Raw genomic sequence first — 17,003 nt, 5'->3', positions numbered from 1 at the left:
ATCAACCCCAGACGCGACTACCAACCCACCGGAGCCCCCAAAGGGCCCACCCGCCGACCCCACACATAACAACAGCCGAACCGACACTTCGTCGGTCCGACTGTCGCCGATGTCCTGAGACATCACAATGGTGGGCGCAGCAGGATTCGAACCTGCGACCGCTCGGGTGTAAACCGAGTGCTCTCCCGCTGAGCTATGCGCCCGGTAATGACGCCCCGCGGGGCGTCACCGGTGGATCATGCGGCCAGTTCGGCCACGGCCTTCTTCCACGCCGCCTGGTCGCGCGCCTCGCCGGGCTGGTTCACCTCGGCGTAGCGGACGACCCCGGTGGTGTCGATCAGGAACGTGCCGCGGTTGGCCAGGCCGGCACCCTCGTTGAACACGCCGTAGGCCTTGGCGACCTCGCCGTGCGGCCAGAAGTCGGACAGCAGCGGGAACTGGTAGCCCTGCTGCTCGGCCCACGCCTTGAGCGAGAACGGGGTGTCCACCGAGACGCCGAGCACCTGCACGCCCTTGCCGTCGTAGTCCGCGAACTCGTCCCGGATCTGGCAGAGCTCACCCTGGCAGATGCCGCTGAACGCGAACGGGTAGAAGACCAGCAGCACAGGCTTGTCACCCTGGAACGAGGACAACCGCACTTCCTGCTTGTTGTAGTCGTTCAGCGCAAAGTCCGGAGCCTGCGAACCGACCTCGACCGACATTGAAGCTTCCTCTCCCGCGGGTTCGCCCGCGGCGAACCGTGCGCGGGCGAACCAACCCTAACGTGGGGTGCCGGTGTCACTTGCGTGACGTCGACCTCGGTACCAGGCGGGTGCCCGCCCATCCCGGGCCGACGCTGACGTTGGACGTCTGCGACATGCCGATCGCGGGCACCGTCTCCGAGATCTCGCTCGGCTCGACGTGTCCCGGCTGGCCGGTCTTGGGTGTGAGGACCCAGATGACGCCGTTCTCGTCGAGCGGCCCCCTGGCGTCCATCAGCGCGTCGCCGAGGTCACCGTCGTCCTCGCGCCACCAGAGCAGCACGACGTCGATGACCTCCTGGGCGTCCTCGTCGAGGAGTTCGCCGCCGATATGTTCTTCGATCGCGGCCCGGGCGTCGTCATCGACGTCCGAATCCCAACCGATCTCCTGAACTACCATGTCCGGCTTGATACCAAGCCTTTCGGCGACGCTGTTCTGATCAGCGTCTCCCGCGGCGACCACGACTTCGCTCCTCCTGCTGACGACGGTATGACGGTGCGTCCGGCGGGTGCTCACGGTGCCGGCCGCCACACAAATGTATTCGATTGGGGTTAGCGAACACTGGTGAGGCGCACCGCGCAACCGTCCACACCGGATCTTCGCCAAACTCGTACCGCAGCGTAGGCGTACCGGGGACCTCCGCGCGACCGGTATCCGGTGCTCGTTCCGCCCGCGCGGGTGCGCCCGCGCGGAGACTCTCCCCTAGGCTGGAGGGCAGGTCCCCGAGGGGACAATCCGCAGCGCAGCGGTGCCGCAGCGGACCGAAGAAGGTTACCGCCGAGTAGTGGTGACGGGACTCGGATCCGCGACGAGCATGGCAACCGGACGACGCCGGAACACGGCGCCGGACGGCGGCCCTCGGCGGCTGCGTACAAGGCAACACTGCTACCACCATCTTGGCGAGGAGAACCCTTGGCCCCCCAGAGCAACGAGGCCGCGAGCACCGAGACGTCCGCGGGCAGGTCGCCCGCACGTGTGCGCGTCATCCGTGACGGCCTGGCCGCGCATCTGCCGGACATCGACCCGGACGAGACGTCCGAGTGGCTCGATTCCTTCGACGAGGCCCTAGCCCGCGGTGGCCAGCAGCGCGCCCGCTACCTGATGCTGCGCATGCTGGAACGCGCCCGCGAGCGCAACGTCGGCCTGCCGCCGCTGAGCACCACCGACTACGTGAACACGATCCCCACCGAGAACGAACCGTGGTTCCCCGGTGACGAGGAGATCGAGCGGCGCTACCGCGCCTACATCCGCTGGAACGCGGCGATCATGGTGCACCGCGCGCAGCGTCCCGGCGTCGGCGTCGGCGGGCACATCTCCACCTACGGGTCCTCCGCCGCGCTCTACGAAGTGGGCTTCAACCACTTCTTCCGTGGCAAGGACCACTCCGGCGGCGGCGATCAGATCTTCATCCAGGGTCACGCCTCCCCCGGCATCTACGCCCGCGCCTACCTGGAGGGCAGGCTCACCGAGAACCAGCTCGACGGCTTCCGGCAGGAGTACTCGCACGCCGGTCCCGGCGGCGGGCTGCCTTCCTATCCGCACCCGCGGCTGATGCCGGACTTCTGGGAGAACCCGACCGTCTCCATGGGCATCGGCCCGATGAACGCGATCTACCAGGCGCGGTTCAACCGCTACCTGCGCGACCGCGGCATCAAGAACACCGACGACCAGCACGTCTGGGCGTTCCTCGGCGACGGGGAGATGGACGAAGCCGAGTCCCGCGGTCTGGTGCACGTCGCGTCGGGCGAGGGCCTGGACAACCTGACCTTCGTGATCAACTGCAACCTGCAGCGGCTCGACGGGCCGGTACGCGGCAACGGCAAGATCATTCAGGAGCTGGAGTCGTTCTTCCGCGGCGCCGGCTGGAACGTCATCAAGGTCATCTGGGGCCGCGAGTGGGACTCGCTGCTGCACGCCGACCGCGACGGCGCGCTGGTGAACGTCATGAACACCACGCCCGACGGCGACTACCAGACGTACAAGGCCAACGACGGCGCCTACGTCCGCGAGCACTTCTTCGGCCGGGATCCCCGGACGAAGGAGCTGGTCAAGGACCTCACCGACGCCGAGATCTGGAACCTCAAGCGCGGCGGTCACGACTACCGCAAGGTGTACGCGGCGTACAACGCGGCGCTGGAGCACCACGGCCAGCCGACGGTGATCCTGGCGCACACGATCAAGGGCTACGGCCTCGGGCCGTCCTTCGAAGGCCGCAACGCGACCCACCAGATGAAGAAGCTGACGCTGGACGACCTGAAGCTCTTCCGCGACGCGCAGCGCATCCCGATCACCGACGCGCAGCTCGAGGAGAACCCGAAGCTGCCGCCGTACTTCCACCCCGGTGACAAGTCCGCGGAGATCGAGTACATGATCGGCCGGCGCAAGACCCTCGGCGGTTTCCTGCCGGAACGGCGCGGCAAGTCCAAGCCACTGGTGCTGCCCGGGGACAAGATCTACGACTCGATCCGCAAGGGCTCCGGCAAGCAGGAAGTGGCCACCACCATGGCCTTCGTCCGGCTCATCCGGGAACTGGCGAAGGACCCGGAGATCGGCAAGCGGGTCGTCCCGATCATCCCGGACGAGGCCCGCACCTTCGGCCTCGACTCGATGTTCCCGACGGCCAAGATCTACAACCCGAACGGGCAGAGTTACACCTCCGTCGACGCGAGCCTGATGCTGGCGTACAAGGAGTCCGAGCAGGGGCAGCTCCTGCACGAGGGCATCAACGAGGCCGGCTCCACGGCCTCGTTCACCGCGGCGGGCACCTCGTACGCCACCCACGGCGAGCCGATGATCCCGATCTACATCTTCTACTCGATGTTCGGGTTCCAGCGCACCGGCGACGGTCTCTACGCCGCCGCCGACCAGATGACCCGCGGGTTCGTCCTCGGCGCCACCGCGGGGCGCACCACCCTCACCGGTGAGGGCCTGCAGCACGCCGACGGGCACTCCCTGCTGCTCGCGGCCACCAACCCGGCCGTGGTCGCCTACGACGCGGCGTGGTCGTTCGAGATCGCGCACATCGTCAAGGACGGTCTGCGCCGGATGTACGGCGAGACCGGCCCGGACGGCAACGGCGAGAACGTCTTCTACTACATGACGATCTACAACGAGCCGTACCAGCAGCCCGCGGAGCCCGAGGGCCTCGACGTGGACGGGCTGCTCAAGGGCCTGTACAAGTACGCCGACGCACCGGCGGGCGAGGGCCCGGAGGCGCAGATCCTCGTCTCCGGCGTCACCATGCCGGACGCGCTGAAGGCGCAGGGGATGCTGGCCGAGGAGTGGGGTGTGCGGGCCGCCGTGTGGTCGGCGACCTCGTGGACGGAGCTGCGGCGCGAGGCCGTGGAGATCGACCACGACAACCTGCTCTACCCGGGCGACACCCCGCGCGTGCCGTACGTGACGCAGGCGCTGCAGGAGGTCGCCGGGCCGGTGGTCGCGGTGTCCGACTGGATGCGCGCGGTGCCGGACCTGATCCGTCCGTGGATGCCCACCGACATGGTCACCCTGGGCACCGACGGGTTCGGCTTCTCCGACACCCGCCCGGCAGCGCGCCGCCACTTCCTGGTGGACGCCGAGTCCATCGTGGTCGGCGTGCTCACCGCGCTCGCCAAGCGCGGCGAGGTCGACCAGGCGAAGGTGGTCGAGGCGGCGCAGCAGTACCGCATCGACGACGTGTCCGCGGCGGGCCCCTCGACCCAGGAGGCGGGCAACGCCTGAGGATCGCGCGAGCGCACGGGGCCGCGGACACGACATCGACCGTCGTGCCCGCGGCCCCTCGCGTAGCGGCCAAAGACGTGCGGAAGACGTCCGAAACCGGTGAGAAAGGTGTCCTGCCAGTGACCAAGCGCCGACTGCCGCGTCCCGCGGAGCTCGCCGAGATCCTGCGTCCCCGCCCCGTGGTGCTCAACCCCACCGACCGCAGGCTCGCGGCCGCGCAGACGATCGCCGACCTGCGCACGGTGGCGCGCAGGCGCACCCCGCGGGCGGTGTTCGACTACACCGACGGCGCGGCCGAGCTGGAGGACAGCCTGCTCCGCGCCCGGCAGGCGTTCCGGCGGGTGGAGTTCAGCCCCAACGTCCTGCGTGGAGTGTCCGATGTGGACACATCGGCGACGGTACTGGGCAGGCGTTCCGAGCTGCCGTTCTCGTTCGCACCGACCGGGTTCACCCGGATGATGCATCACGAGGGCGAGCGCGCGGTGGCCCGGGTGGCCCAGCGCGAAGGCATCCCGTACTCGCTGTCCACGATGGGCACGACCTCCATCGAGGACGTCGCCGAGGAAGCGCCGGACGCGCGGAGATGGTTCCAGCTCTACGTCTGGCGCGATCGCGGTGCCGGTGAGGACCTGATGCGCCGCGCCGCCGCGGCGGGCTACGACACGCTGATGCTCACCGTGGACACCCCGGTCGCCGGGGCGCGGCTGCGCGACGTCCGCAACGGGCTGACCATCCCGCCCGCGCTGACGCTACGCACCTTCGCCGACGGGGCGACGCACCCGGCGTGGTGGATGAACCTGCTCACCACCGAACCGCTCACCTTCGCCTCGCTGAGTTCCTTCGACGGGACCGTCGCCGAGCTGATCAACAAGATGTTCGATCCGACGCTGGGCTACGAGGACCTCGACTGGGTCCGGCGGACCTGGCCGGGCACGCTGGTGGTGAAGGGCATCCAGAACGTCGACGACGCCCGCCGCGTGGTGGCCGCGGGGGCCGACGCCGTGCTGCTGTCCAACCACGGCGGCAGGCAACTCGACCGCGCACCGACGCCGCTGGAGCTACTGCCGCGGGTGCTGGACGCCGTGGGCGGGGACGCGGAGGTATGGCTGGACACCGGCATCCTCTCCGGCGGCGACATCGTCGCGGCGACCGCGATGGGCGCGCACAACTGCCTGATCGGCCGGGCGTACCTGTACGGGCTCATGGCGGGCGGCGAACGGGGCGTGCAGCGCTGCGTCGACATCCTGCGCGCCGAGATCGTCCGCACGATGCAGCTCCTGGGCGTCCGCCGGATCGCCGACCTCCGGCCCACGCACGCCACCGTGCGCTGAGACGGACGGGACTTCAGCGCGCGCCGGCGTGCGCGAGTGCTCCGGCCTGCTGCCGCGCGGACCGATTCCAGCTCCACCAGCCGTGCACCACCAGCGCGGCGAAGACGAGGTAGATGGCGGCCGAGAAGTAGAGCCCGGACGCGATCTGCAGCGGCACGCCCACGGCGTCGACGACCAGCCAGACCAGCCAGAACTCGACCAGCCCCGCGCCCTGGGCGGCGAAGGCGACGAGGGTGCCGACGAAGATCGCCGCGTCCGGCCACGGTGCCCACGAGGCACCCAGCGCGTCGAGCGCCAGCGCCATCGCGACGGTGCCCGTGACGAAGGCGGCCGCCATGACCAGCCGTTCCCGGGTGCCGGCCTTGCGTACGGCTATGCCGTAGACCGGGTCCCGCTTGCGCGACCAGGCCCACCAGCCGTAGACGGAGATGGCGAAAATCGCGACCTGCCTGCCGGCGAACCCGCCGAGGTGGGCGGAGGCGTAGACGGCGAAGAGCATCACCGTGGCCCCGACCTGCACCGGCCAGGTCCACAGGGTCCGCCGCTGGGCGAGGAAGACCACCGCGAGCGCGCAGAGTTGCCCGAGCAGTTCGGCGTAGGAAATCCACTGCCCCAGGACGGTCACTCCGTGTTCCAGCAGGATTTCCACGGCAGGCTCCTTCCAATCCCCCACCGGACAACATGCACCCGGCCCTCGGGATTCCCCTAGCGATTGTGAGGCGCGGAACACACTCCCGGCCCGGAGTCCGTTCGGACCCCGGGCCGGGAGTATCGCGGATGCCGGTCGATCAACGCTCGAGCGGCGGGATGCCCGAGGGCGGCGTCGGCGGCTCGGCCCTCGGCCCGCCCTGCTGACCCGGCTGACCCGGCTGGCCCGGGTGCACCTGTCCTCCGGCACCGGGTTGTGCCGGACGGCCGGGAGCGGCCTGGCCCGGCTGCACCTGGGTGGCGGTCGCCTGGGCGGCGCCGTGGCCGAGCGTGCCGCTGTGGGCGCCCTGGCCCGCACCGCCGAACTGGCCGCGCAGGTTGTCCAGCCAGCCGCCCCAGCGTTCCTGCGCGGGTTTGACCAGCCCGCCGCCGAAGCCGACGACGATCACGCCGCCGATGGTGGCGAGCACGGTGATCAGGACCGGCGTCGTGACGGTGGTGGCGATGTTGACCTGGTTCAGCGCCGCGATGATGCCGAAGGCCATGATCAGCCAGTAGGCGACGGTACCGAGCAACGGCCCGGCAGGCCTGGCGGACAGGGCCCTCGCCACCAGATCGCGAACGGCTTTCGCAATGGCGGCGGCCACGATGACGAGCACGATACCGACCACGATGCGCGGCAGGAACGCGATCACGTCATTGAGCAGCTGACTGACCGGATTGCTTTCGCCGAAAACCCCGAAAGCAAGTTGCAGCGCGATCAGCAGAATGAAGTAATAAACGATTTTGCTGATGATCTCGGTCGCGTCCACGCGCGACTGCTTGAGGAATCCGGACAGTCCGGTCTTATCGATGAGCCTCGAGAAACCCAAGCGCCCCAAGACAAGTGACAGCCCCTTGGACACCCCTTTCGCGATCAGCCAGCCAATCAACAGGATTATCAGGAATCCGATGAGTTTCGGGACGAACGTGGCGATCAGGTTCCACGCTTGACCCAGCCCATCTTTGAGCTGTTCGCCCACCATTTCCTCCTCGGTTCGTAGCTCAGAATTGAGTTGTGTGCCCGGAATTGTCGGGCACCCCCAGCGGGCCGACAACTCGAACAGGGACCACGAACGGGTGAGAACGCTGGCGCCGGACGATCAACAGAGTCCATAGTGGACGTACCGGTGGGGACCGGGGAGACGAGGCCGTCCGGCGCAGCGCCACACGCAGCGCGCCGGGCGGCCTCGGGTTTTTTTCGCCCATCGCGCCCACCACATCCACGTGCACCGCCCGGCCGGGATGACCTCGAGCCGAAAAGTGATATCACTATGATACGTTGCTGCCATCGTCGCAGGAACGACTCACTGGAGGGCGCGATGACCACGACACGCACCGGCACCACCTCGGCGGTGGACATGCCGACACCGCACACCCGCGAACGGGTGGTGCACGCCGTACGCGGCTTCCCGATGCTCGGCACGCTGACGCTGGTGGTCGCCGCGGGCACCGCGCTGGCCATCGTCGGTGCGAACATCTGGGGCGCCGCCGGCGTCGCGCTGTTCGTCGCCGGCGTGCTCCTCTTCCTCGGCGGGCTCGTGCTGCTGGCGGGCCTGACCGCCGTCGCCCCCGGCGAGGCCCGCGTGGTGCAGATCCTCGGCCGCTACACCGGCACGCTGCGTGCCGACGGCCTGCAGTGGGTGAACCCGATCGCCTCCCGGATGCGGGTCTCCACCCGGATCCGGAACCACGAGACCGACGTGGCCAAGGTGAACGACGCCGACGGCAACCCGATCGAGATCGCGGCCGTCGTCGTCTGGCAGGTGCAGGACACCGCGCAGGCACTGTTCGAGGTGGACGACTTCGTGGAGTTCGTCGCGATCCAGACCGAGACCGCCGTCCGGCACATCGCCAACAGCTACCCGTACGACACCCACGGCGCGGACGCGCTCTCCCTGCGCGACAACGCCGAGGAGATCACCGAGAAGCTCTCGACCGAAGTGGGCGCCCGGGTCGCGTCCGCTGGAGTCACGGTCATCGAATCGCGGATCACCCATCTCGCCTACGCCCCGGAGATCGCCCAGGCCATGCTCCGCCGCCAGCAGGCGGGTGCCGTGGTCGCGGCCCGGCAGCGCATCGTCGAGGGTGCCGTCGGCATGGTGGAGATGGCGCTGGGCAGGCTCGCCGAGCACGACATCGTGGAACTCGACGAGGAACGCAAGGCGGCGATGGTCAGCAACCTGCTCGTCGTGCTCGTCGGTGATCGCGACACCCAGCCGGTCGTGAACGCCGGCAGCCTCTACTGACCGGCGGCCGATGTGCCGGGCGAACGCAAGAAACTCCTGCTGCGACTGGATCCGGCGGTGCACGACGCGCTGGCCCGGTGGGCGGCCGACGAACTGCGCAGCACCAACGCGCAGATCGAGTTTGTGCTCCGGCAGGCGCTGGCCGACTCGGGCAGACTGCCCCGTGACGTCGGCCGGATCCGGCCGCGCGGCAGACCACGCGCCGAGGAGCGCGAGGACCCCGGGGGCGAGGAAGCCTGATCGCCGGGAGTGGCCGGTCGGCCGCTCCCGGCGACCAGCGACCGGCGGCACGCCCGCGACTAGAATGGGCGCACGATGAGCGAGCCGAACGTCAGCGGGCCGGAGCCGAGACGGCACGGCCTGTCCGTGCGGACCCTGCGTGAACTGGAACGCGCCTCCGGACGGCTCGCCGCGGCCAGCGTGGCGGCGATGGAGGAGCGGCTGCCCTGGTTCGGCCGGATGCCCGCCGAGCAGCGGGCCAGCGTCCTGCTCATCACCCAGGCCGGGGCGGCCGGGTTCGTGAGCTGGCTGCGCGACTCGAAGGAGGCGCTGCAGCTCAGCACCGAGGCGTTCCGCGGCGCGCCGGAGGAACTGTCCCGGTCGATCAGCCTGCGCCAGACCGTCGGGCTGGTCCGGCTGGCGATCGAGGTCTTCGAGGACGAACTGCCCGGTTTGGCGGCCGACGAACGGGAACGCTCGGAGCTGATCGAGGGGATCCTGCGCTACGGCAGGGAGATCGCCTTCGCCGCGGCCAACTCCTACGCCGCCGCCGCCGAGGCACGCGGCGCCTGGGACGCCCGGCTGGAAGCTCTCGTGGTCGACGGCATCGTCCGCGGCGACGCCGAGGAGTCGGTGCTCTCGCGGGCCTCCGCGCTCGGCTGGGATCCCGCGGCCAGCGCGACGGTGCTGGTGGGCAACCCGCCCTCGGACGACCCGCCGACCGTGGTGTTCGAGGTGCGCAGCCGGGCCGCGCGGATCGGCAGGGCGGTGCTGCTCAGCGTCCAGGGCGCCCGGCTCGTCGTCGTGCTCTCCGGCCCGGACGGCGACGGCGAGGCCCTCGGCAAGATGACGGTGGCGTTCGGCGAGGGACCGGTCGTGGCCGGGCCGACCGTGGCCACGCTCGCCGAGGCGCACCGCAGCGCGGGCGACGCGATGTCCGGGCTGCGCGCCGTCGTCGGCTGGCCGGGAGCTCCGCGTCCCGCACGCTCGGGCGACCTGCTGCCGGAGCGGGTGCTGACCGGGGACGCCGAGGCCGAACGACTGCTCGTCGAGCAGATCGCCCGGCCGCTGGAGGACGCGGGCCCGGCACTGCTGCGGACGGTCGAGGCCTACCTGGAGAGCGGGGGCGTGCTCGAGGTGTGCGCGCGAGCGCTGTTCGTGCACCCCAACACCGTGCGCTACCGGCTTCGCCGGGCCGCGGAACTGACCGGACGGCACGCCGCCGACCCCCGCGACGCCCACGTGCTGCGCACCGGGCTGACCGTCGGCAGACTGGCCCGCGCTCGCGGTCTGTGGTGACCGGCGCCACATGTGACGGGTACCCGAACCCGACAAGTCGCTCTCGGCACATTCGTTCATCCGGGCGCCACCTTTGTAGGGTTCCTACAACTGACGCGCGAGTACTTCGTGAGCCACGGCATCACCGGACGGACCCTCGACCGTGTTCCCTGTAAAGGTGATTGCCCTCCTCGCCCCCGGACAGGGCTCCCAAGCTCCCGGCATGCTCACCCCCTGGCTCGAACTCGACGGCGCGCGCGAGCGCGTCCTGGAATGGTCGGACCGGGCCGGACTCGACCTGGTGCGCCTCGGAACCGAGGCAGAGGCCGACGAGATTCAGGACACCGCGATAGCGCAGCCGCTGATCGTGGCGCTCTCACTGCTGGCCCACGGCGAGCTCCGGCGGGAACGGGCCCTGCCCGCGGACGCACCGGTGGCGGGTCACTCGGTCGGCGAGCTCGCCGCGGCGGCGATCGCCGGGGTACTCACCGACGCCGAGGCCGTCGCACTGGCCGCCGTCCGCGGCGCCGCGATGGCGAAGGCGTGCGAGGCCGAGCCGAGCAGCATGGCGGCCGTGATGCTGGGTGAGCCGGACCGGGTCGTCGCCTGGCTCGCCGACCACGACCTGGCCGCGGCGAACCGCAACGGGGCCGGGCAGATCGTCGCCTCGGGCGCGGCCGACGCCATCGCCAGGATCGTCGCCGAGCCGCTGGAGGGCACCAAGGTCCGCGCCCTCAAGGTCGCCGGCGCCTTCCACACCGGCTTCATGGCCCCGGCCGAGGACGAGTTGCGCGGGCACGCGGCGGGCATCTCCCCCGCCGACCCCGTCCGCCCGCTGCTGTCGAACGCCGACGGCACCGTGGTGACCAGCGGCCGGGAGTACCTCGACCGGCTCGTCGGCCAGGTAACCAGGCCGGTGCGCTGGGATCTGACCATGGACGGACTGGTCGGGCTGGGCGTCACGGCCACCGTCGAACTGCCCCCAGCGGGCACGCTGACCGGTCTGGTGAAGCGTCAGCTCAAGGGCACCGTCACCACGACCGTCGCCCTCAAGACCCCGGCCGAGCTCGGCAGCGCCCTCGACGCCGGGCAGGAGACCGCCCGGTGACCGGGCGTGCATCCATCCGTCTCGGTCAGGGTCCCGCCGCCACCCGCCTGCTCGGCATCGGCAGCTACCAGCCCGAGCGCAGGGTGACCAACGACGACCTGGCCCAGACCCTCGACACCAACGACCAGTGGATCCGCGACCGCGTCGGCATCGTCGAGCGGCGCTTCGCCCGCGAGGACGAGCGACTGGTCGACATGGCCGTGGAAGCCGGGACGAGGGCGCTGGCCGACGCGGGCGTCGCACCGTCCGAAGTGGACACCGTGATCGTGCCGAACTGCACGATGCCCTCCCCGATCCCCAACGCCGCCGCACAGGTGGCCGACCGGATCGGCATCCAGGCCGCCGGGGCGTTCGACCTGAACGCCGCCTGCGCCGGATTCTGTTACGGCCTCGGCGTGGCGTCCGACCTGGTGCGCGCGGGCTCGGCCCGGACCGCGCTGGTGATCGGCGCCGAGAAGCTCACCGATGTCGTCGACCCGGCCGACCGGGCCAACGCGATCATCTTCGCCGACGGCGCGGGTGCCGCGGTGGTCGGCGGGGCGGAGCAGCCCGGCATCGGGCCGGTCGCCTGGGGCAGCGCGGGCGACCTCGTCGACACGATCTACATGCGCGAGCACCGGTTCATCTACCAGGAGGGCCAGGCGGTCTTCCGCTGGGCGACCACGCAGATCGCCCCGATCGCGCTGAAGGCACTGGCACTCGCCGGGCTCGAACCGTCCGATGTGGACGTACTCATCCCGCACCAGGCGAACCTGCGCATCGTCGAGGCGATCGCGAAGCGCCTGCGTTCCAAGGGCGCGCGCGAGGACATGGTGGTGGCCGACGACATCCGTTACAGCGGCAACACCTCCTCGGCGTCGATCCCGCTCGCGCTGGACCACATGCGCCGGGACGGCACCGTCTCCTCCGGTGACGTGCTGCTCATGGTCGGCTTCGGTGCCGGCCTCTCGTACGCGGGACAGGTCGCGATCTGCCCGTAGCTCGACCTCCGGGTGCGCACTGTGCTCATCCGGCGACAAGGAACAAGGAAAGGAACAGCACGTGGCTGACAAGCAGGAGATCCTGGCCGGACTCGCCGAGATCGTCGAAGAGGTCGCCGGTGTCGCTCAGGACGACGTGAGCGCCGAGAAGTCCTTCGTGGACGACCTGGACATCGACTCGCTGTCCATGGTGGAGATCGCCGTGCAGGCCGAGGACAAGTTCGGTGTGAAGATCCCGGACGACGAGCTGGCCAACCTCAAGACCGTCGGCGACGCCGTCGACTACGTCGCGGCCCACTCGAAGTAGGCATCATCCGGCACGGCAGAGCGGGAACCAGAGCGGGAACACGGAACGCGGGGAGTGACCAATGAGCAACATCGACGTCGTGATCACCGGGCTCGGCGCCACCACTCCGCTCGGCGGTGACGTCGCGTCCACCTGGGACGGCCTGCTCGCCGGCCGGAGCGGCGTCCGCACGATCGAAGCCGACTGGGTGGAGCGCTTCGACCTCCCGGTGAAGATCGGCGCGACGCTGGCGCAGGAACCGACCGAGGTCATCCCCCGGGTGCAGGCACGCAGGCTGGACCGCTGCGAGCAGATCGCGATCCTCGCCGCGCGCCAGGCGTGGGCGGACGCCGGCTTTTCCGAGCCGACGGACGAGTCGCAGGATGTCGAGCCCGAACGGCTCGGCGTCTCGATCGGGACGGGCATGGGTGGCCCGGTCACCCTGCTCAACATGGACGACCTGCTCGAAGAGCACGGCATCCGCAAGGTCTCCCCGCTCACCGTGCCGATGCTCATGCCCAACGGTCCCGCCGCGCACGTGGGGATCGAGCTCAAGGCGCGGGCGGGCGTCCACTCGCCCGCCTCCGCCTGCGCTTCGGGTGCCGAGGGCATCGCCTCCGGCTACCAGATGATCCAGAACGGCCGGGCGGACGTGGTGGTGGCCGGTGGCGCGGAGGCGTGCATCCACCCCATCACCATCGCCGGGTTCGCCCAGGCCCGGACGGTGTCCACCCGCAACGACTCCCCGGAACTGGCCTCGCGCCCGTTCGACGCCGACCGGGACGGCTTCGTACTGGGTGAGGGCGCGGGCGTGGTCGTACTGGAGCGTGCCGACCGGGCGAGGGCCCGCGGTGCGCGGATCTACGCCACGCTCAGCGGTTACGGCATCACCTCCGACGCTTACCACATCACGGGCAACCACCCGGAGGGCATCGGGCAGATCACCGCGATGCGGCACGCCATGGAGATGGGCGGGCTCGCCGCGGCCGACGTCGGGCACGTCAACGCGCACGCCACGTCCACCGTCGTCGGCGACATCGGTGAGGCCGCGGCGATCCGCAAGGCGGTCGGTGATCACGTGGCCGTCACCGCGCCGAAGGGCGCGATGGGCCACCTCGTCGGCGGAGCGGGTGCGGTCGAGGGGATCGCCACGATCCTGGCGGTCCATCACGGCCTGGTGCCGCCCACCCGGAACCTGGACACGCTCGACCCGAGGGTCGACCTCGACGTGGTGTCCGGCGAGGCCCGCAAGGTCGCGCTGACCGCGGCGGTCAGCAACTCGTTCGGTTTCGGCGGGCACAACACCGCGCTGCTGTTCACCGCCGCCTGAGCGGTCGGCACGAGCCGTGCCGCGGATCGGCGGGCAGCCGGTCCGCGGCATCGCTCAGTCGCAGGCCATCTGTTCCGGGACGCTGCGAGTGGGCACGGTGTCGACCTTCCACTGCCCGCCCTCGCGTACCACCGGCAGCGCGAGCCGCCAGCGGATGCACTCCTCCTGCAGGTCCGGTGGGGCGTCCACCAAGTCCTGGGTGCTGGTGAAGCCGACGAGTACCTGCAGGTTCTCGTCCGGTGCGGATTCGATGCGGTACACGATGATGCTTCCGTCGCGGGTGGAGCCGTACTCGTCCAGCCAGACCGACTCGGTCTTGGTGCGCGCCCGGTCCGCGGACACCGTCGTCTTCCAGCGCTCGTAACTGCGGTCGTTGATGGCATCGAAGTACGTCTGCAGCAACGCCCGCACGGCCTCGTCCTCCGGATGCGCGCTCGCGTCCGGCGTCATGTCCACGGTGCGGGCGCCGGGCTGCTGATCGAGCCGCAGCGGGGTGGCGGAGGGGGTCGCGATGACGTTGCTCCGGGTCTGCGCGTTCAGCGGCTGGCGATACAGCTCGCGGACCAGCAGGCCGCCGCCGACGGTGAGCGCGACGACCGCGACCAGCACGGGAACCAGCCAGCGTTGCCGGGCGGGTGTGGTGGACGAAGCGGGCACGCGCACGAGCCTAGTCGTCGTCCATCCGGCACCTCGACCTCAGCCCGTACCTCAGCCCACCTGGTGCAGCCAGGTGACCGGCGCGCCGTCGCCCGCGTGCCGGAACGGTTCGAGGGCCTCGTCCCAGTTCGCCCCGAGCAGTTCGTCGAGCCGGTGCGCCAGCACCTCCCCTGCACGGCTGTTCGCCACGATGGTGCGGAGCTGGTCCTCGCCCACGACGATGTCACCGTTGGCGCTGGTGCGGCCGTGCCACAGCCCCAGTCCGGGCGCGTAGCAGAAACGCTCGCCGTCGACCCCGGGACTGGGTTCCTCGGCGACCTCGAAGCGCACCATCGGCCATGCCTTGAGCGCGCCGGCGAGTTTGCCGGCCGTGCCCGCGGACGCGCTCCAGTCGCACTCCGCACGGAGCTGGCCGGGAGCGGCCGGTTGTGCCGTCCACTGTAGATCGACTCGACTGCCTAGCGTGCCTGAAATCGCCCACTCGACGTGCGGACAGACCGCAGACGGCGACGAGTGGACGTACAGCACGCCACGGGTGTTGCCACGGGTGGTGCTCACTGCTGACCTCCGGTACTCGACGAGGGGCGTCTTCCCCTACGACCTCGCGAGCTGCGGTTGTCTGCGATCACTCCACCGAAGCGGCCTGACGTGCGATATCACATTATCGCACCGCAAGTGTGCACCTCAACACTGCCTTTTGGCCACACGAACCTCGTGAATCACCTCTCGTAACACGACAAAAGTCACTCCACCTGCGATTTCCGGCCGTCCGGCTCCACTCTTCCCGTTGCGTGTCGCCTCACCTCGGCGTGTCGCGGCGCGGCGAACCGGGCCCTGGCGGACCACCCCGCTCGGAACGGATCGCCCGAACCCGGTGCGGTACCCACGCCGGGCGCGCTCCCGCGCGCTAAGTTGTGCAGCGTTCGCCGGGTACGACGTGGGGAGGTGCGGGGTGCGGCTGGTGCGCCTTTCCGCTCAGTCCGCTCGGGTCTCCGACGACATCCGCGCCGCGCTGACCTCTCTCGGACGCGGGAACACGGTGGTCGGCGGGGTGGCCCTGATCGGTGTCCGGGTACCGGGCACCGAGCGGTCCGTCGACGCCCTGGTGGTCCTGCCGCGTGGGGTGATCGTGGTCGTCGCCGTGGACCTGCCCGATCCCGCGATGCGCCTCGACGCCCCGCTGACCGGCCAGTGGAAGGCGGACGGCTGGCCGCTGGTGCGCACCGGTGAGGCGGTGAACCCCGCGGTGGAGGCGGTCGCCGGTGCCGACGGGCTGCTCGACGCACTGCGGCCGGTGCTGCCCGGCGGGCTGGCCACCGGCACCGTGATCGCGGTCGGGCCGTACGTGGAGACCGTCGACGCCCCGCCCGCCGAACTCAACGGCACCACACGAGTGCTGTACCCGACGCCGACGAGCATGCTGGCGGCCACCGTCTCGCTCGCCTCCTCGGATCGGCCGTGCACGGTCGACGAGGTGGGCGCGATCCTGCGCCTGTTCGCGCCGGACGCCCGCCCGCCGAGCGCTGCCGCACTGGCCGCGGAGGGATTCGCCGGGGCCACACCCCCGGAGCCCGCGCCGGAGCACCCGCTCGCCATCGCGACCGTGACCGTCCCCGCGGAACATCCCGGGGCACCCCCGGCCCCCGCGCAGCCCGCTCCCCCGCGGGAAGAGCCCCTGCCCGCTCCGGTACCGCAGGCGCCCACCGCGAGCCCGTCCGCCGGCTATCCGGCGGCCAGGGCGCACGTGTTCGGCTCACCCGCTCCGGCGGGTGCTCCCCGACCGGCCGCGGCGCCCGTGCGGGCCGTCCCGCGCCGCCCGGTGACCGTGCGCTGGGTGCCCATCGCGGCGGGCGTGCTGCTGCTCGGCGTGCTGGTGCTGGCGATCGTGCTGGCGACCGGCGCCGAGGACACGGACGAGGCGCCCGCGGCCACCGGCGCTCCGCCACCCGCGCCCGCCGCTCCCACCTCCGCGCCGATCGACGGGATCACGTTCACCGAACGCGCCATGGGCTCGGATCCGACCTGCGCCCCGCACGCCACCGGTGACCTCCAGGCGGACCTCGAAGCCACCGACTGCGGCACGCTGCGGCGCGGCAGCTTCGAGACCGAGGTGGCCGGGAAGCGCATCGCCGTGTCGGTGGCGGTCGCGACCTTCGAGGACGCGGCCGCCGCCGAGCGGTTCAAGGCCGCCGCGGACACCCCCGGTACCGGCAGCATCGCCGACCTGGCCACGGCCACCGGCCGCTGGCCCTCGGCCCCGCCCGCGTTCGAGACGACCGCGTACGCCAGTTCGACGGCCAACGGTTCGGTCCGTCTCGTGCAGGCCTGCCTGATCGGCGGACCGTCCACACCGGACGATCCGGACCTGGTCCGGGCCGCCGCGGCGGGCCTGCGCATACCCGTCGCGGACTGACGCC

At 70.8% G+C, this 17,003-nt stretch carries 16 protein-coding genes and 1 tRNA gene; 10 read left to right on the top strand and 7 right to left on the bottom strand.

The window, feature by feature from the left end; translation table 11 throughout:
- Nucleotides 1-128 precede the first annotated feature (128 nt).
- The 3 genes from CFN78_RS26590 to CFN78_RS26580 form a co-directional block, all read right to left on the bottom strand.
- Nucleotides 129-203 (bottom strand) — tRNA-Val (locus tag CFN78_RS26590).
- A gap of 33 nt (nt 204-236) precedes the next feature.
- On the bottom strand, nt 237-701 hold the full coding sequence (locus CFN78_RS26585; RefSeq protein ID WP_094865773.1) for a peroxiredoxin: 465 nt from the start codon (nt 699-701) through the stop codon (nt 237-239).
- A 76-nt stretch (nt 702-777) separates the two neighbouring features.
- Entirely contained in the window at nt 778-1,203 is a 426-nt protein-coding gene (locus tag CFN78_RS26580) for a DUF3052 domain-containing protein (RefSeq protein WP_094865772.1), read from the bottom strand.
- 450 nt (nt 1,204-1,653) lie between these two features.
- On the opposite strand from CFN78_RS26580, the gene aceE reads away from it, so the two are divergent.
- A complete protein-coding gene (aceE, locus tag CFN78_RS26575) occupies nt 1,654-4,461 on the top strand; it encodes a pyruvate dehydrogenase (acetyl-transferring), homodimeric type (protein ID WP_094865771.1) in 2,808 nt (935 codons plus the stop codon).
- 119 nt (nt 4,462-4,580) lie between these two features.
- Nucleotides 4,581-5,792, top strand: coding sequence for an alpha-hydroxy acid oxidase (locus tag CFN78_RS26570; RefSeq protein ID WP_094865770.1), 1,212 nt, complete (start codon nt 4,581-4,583; stop codon nt 5,790-5,792).
- 13 nt (nt 5,793-5,805) lie between these two features.
- On the opposite strand, the gene CFN78_RS26565 is transcribed toward CFN78_RS26570, so the two are convergent.
- Both CFN78_RS26565 and CFN78_RS26560 read right to left on the bottom strand, forming a co-directional pair.
- Nucleotides 5,806-6,441, bottom strand: coding sequence for a nicotinamide mononucleotide transporter family protein (locus CFN78_RS26565; RefSeq protein WP_094865769.1), 636 nt, complete (start codon nt 6,439-6,441; stop codon nt 5,806-5,808).
- Nucleotides 6,442-6,580: 139 nt separating this feature from the next.
- Entirely contained in the window at nt 6,581-7,462 is an 882-nt protein-coding gene (locus tag CFN78_RS26560) for a mechanosensitive ion channel family protein (RefSeq protein WP_094865791.1), read from the bottom strand.
- A 339-nt stretch (nt 7,463-7,801) separates the two neighbouring features.
- Here CFN78_RS26560 and CFN78_RS26555 point away from each other — a divergent pair, with 339 nt between their 5' ends.
- The 7 genes from CFN78_RS26555 to CFN78_RS26525 all read left to right on the top strand — a co-directional run bounded on the left by CFN78_RS26555 (nt 7,802) and on the right by CFN78_RS26525 (nt 13,929).
- Nucleotides 7,802-8,728: an SPFH domain-containing protein gene (locus CFN78_RS26555; RefSeq protein ID WP_094865768.1), complete on the top strand. Its 927-nt coding sequence runs from the start codon at nt 7,802-7,804 to the stop codon at nt 8,726-8,728.
- A 12-nt stretch (nt 8,729-8,740) separates the two neighbouring features.
- Nucleotides 8,741-8,968, top strand: coding sequence for a type II toxin-antitoxin system antitoxin (locus CFN78_RS26550; protein WP_094865767.1), 228 nt, complete (start codon nt 8,741-8,743; stop codon nt 8,966-8,968).
- Between the two features lie 75 nt (nt 8,969-9,043).
- Complete coding sequence (locus CFN78_RS26545) at nt 9,044-10,246, top strand: PucR family transcriptional regulator (protein ID WP_094865766.1); 1,203 nt, start codon at nt 9,044-9,046, stop codon at nt 10,244-10,246.
- A 142-nt stretch (nt 10,247-10,388) separates the two neighbouring features.
- Complete coding sequence (locus CFN78_RS26540; protein WP_094865765.1) at nt 10,389-11,333, top strand: ACP S-malonyltransferase; 945 nt, start codon at nt 10,389-10,391, stop codon at nt 11,331-11,333.
- Nucleotides 11,330-12,313 carry a beta-ketoacyl-ACP synthase III gene (locus CFN78_RS26535; protein ID WP_094865764.1) on the top strand — a complete coding sequence of 328 codons (984 nt, stop codon included), beginning with the start codon at nt 11,330-11,332 and terminating at the stop codon, nt 12,311-12,313. The genes CFN78_RS26540 and CFN78_RS26535 overlap by 4 nt, the downstream gene beginning before the upstream one ends.
- Nucleotides 12,314-12,374: 61 nt before the next feature.
- Nucleotides 12,375-12,620, top strand: coding sequence for an acyl carrier protein (locus CFN78_RS26530; protein WP_094865763.1), 246 nt, complete (start codon nt 12,375-12,377; stop codon nt 12,618-12,620).
- A gap of 61 nt (nt 12,621-12,681) precedes the next feature.
- Nucleotides 12,682-13,929: a beta-ketoacyl-[acyl-carrier-protein] synthase family protein gene (locus CFN78_RS26525; RefSeq protein WP_094865762.1), complete on the top strand. Its 1,248-nt coding sequence runs from the start codon at nt 12,682-12,684 to the stop codon at nt 13,927-13,929.
- Nucleotides 13,930-13,983: 54 nt separating this feature from the next.
- Here CFN78_RS26525 and CFN78_RS26520 read toward each other — a convergent pair whose 3' ends face one another.
- Together CFN78_RS26520 and CFN78_RS26515 are read right to left on the bottom strand one after the other, a co-directional pair.
- The gene (locus CFN78_RS26520) at nt 13,984-14,586 is read right to left on the bottom strand and encodes a hypothetical protein (RefSeq protein WP_094865790.1); all 603 of its coding nucleotides are present in this window, start codon (nt 14,584-14,586) and stop codon (nt 13,984-13,986) included.
- 51 nt (nt 14,587-14,637) lie between these two features.
- Entirely contained in the window at nt 14,638-15,114 is a 477-nt protein-coding gene (locus tag CFN78_RS26515; protein WP_094865789.1) for a DUF3145 domain-containing protein, read from the bottom strand.
- 433 nt (nt 15,115-15,547) lie between these two features.
- Here CFN78_RS26515 and CFN78_RS26510 point away from each other — a divergent pair, with 433 nt between their 5' ends.
- Nucleotides 15,548-16,999, top strand: coding sequence for a hypothetical protein (locus CFN78_RS26510; protein WP_338065554.1), 1,452 nt, complete (start codon nt 15,548-15,550; stop codon nt 16,997-16,999).
- Nucleotides 17,000-17,003: the final 4 nt, after the last annotated feature.

This window comes from Amycolatopsis antarctica, from assembly GCF_002262875.1.
GTDB lineage: Bacteria > Actinomycetota > Actinomycetes > Mycobacteriales > Pseudonocardiaceae > Amycolatopsis > Amycolatopsis antarctica.
This window is presented reverse-complemented; position numbering and strand designations above follow the sequence as displayed.

Bases quoted from the DNA above. Each gene is read 5' to 3' on its own strand.
- CFN78_RS26585 (WP_094865773.1), bottom strand. From the start codon at position 701: ATGTCGGTCGAGGTCGGTTCGCAGGCTCCGGACTTTGCGCTGAACGAC.
- CFN78_RS26555 (WP_094865768.1), top strand. From the start codon at position 7,802: ATGACCACGACACGCACCGGCACCACCTCGGCGGTGGACATGCCGACA.
- CFN78_RS26545 (WP_094865766.1), top strand. From the start codon at position 9,044: ATGAGCGAGCCGAACGTCAGCGGGCCGGAGCCGAGACGGCACGGCCTG.
- CFN78_RS26525 (WP_094865762.1), top strand. From the start codon at position 12,682: ATGAGCAACATCGACGTCGTGATCACCGGGCTCGGCGCCACCACTCCG.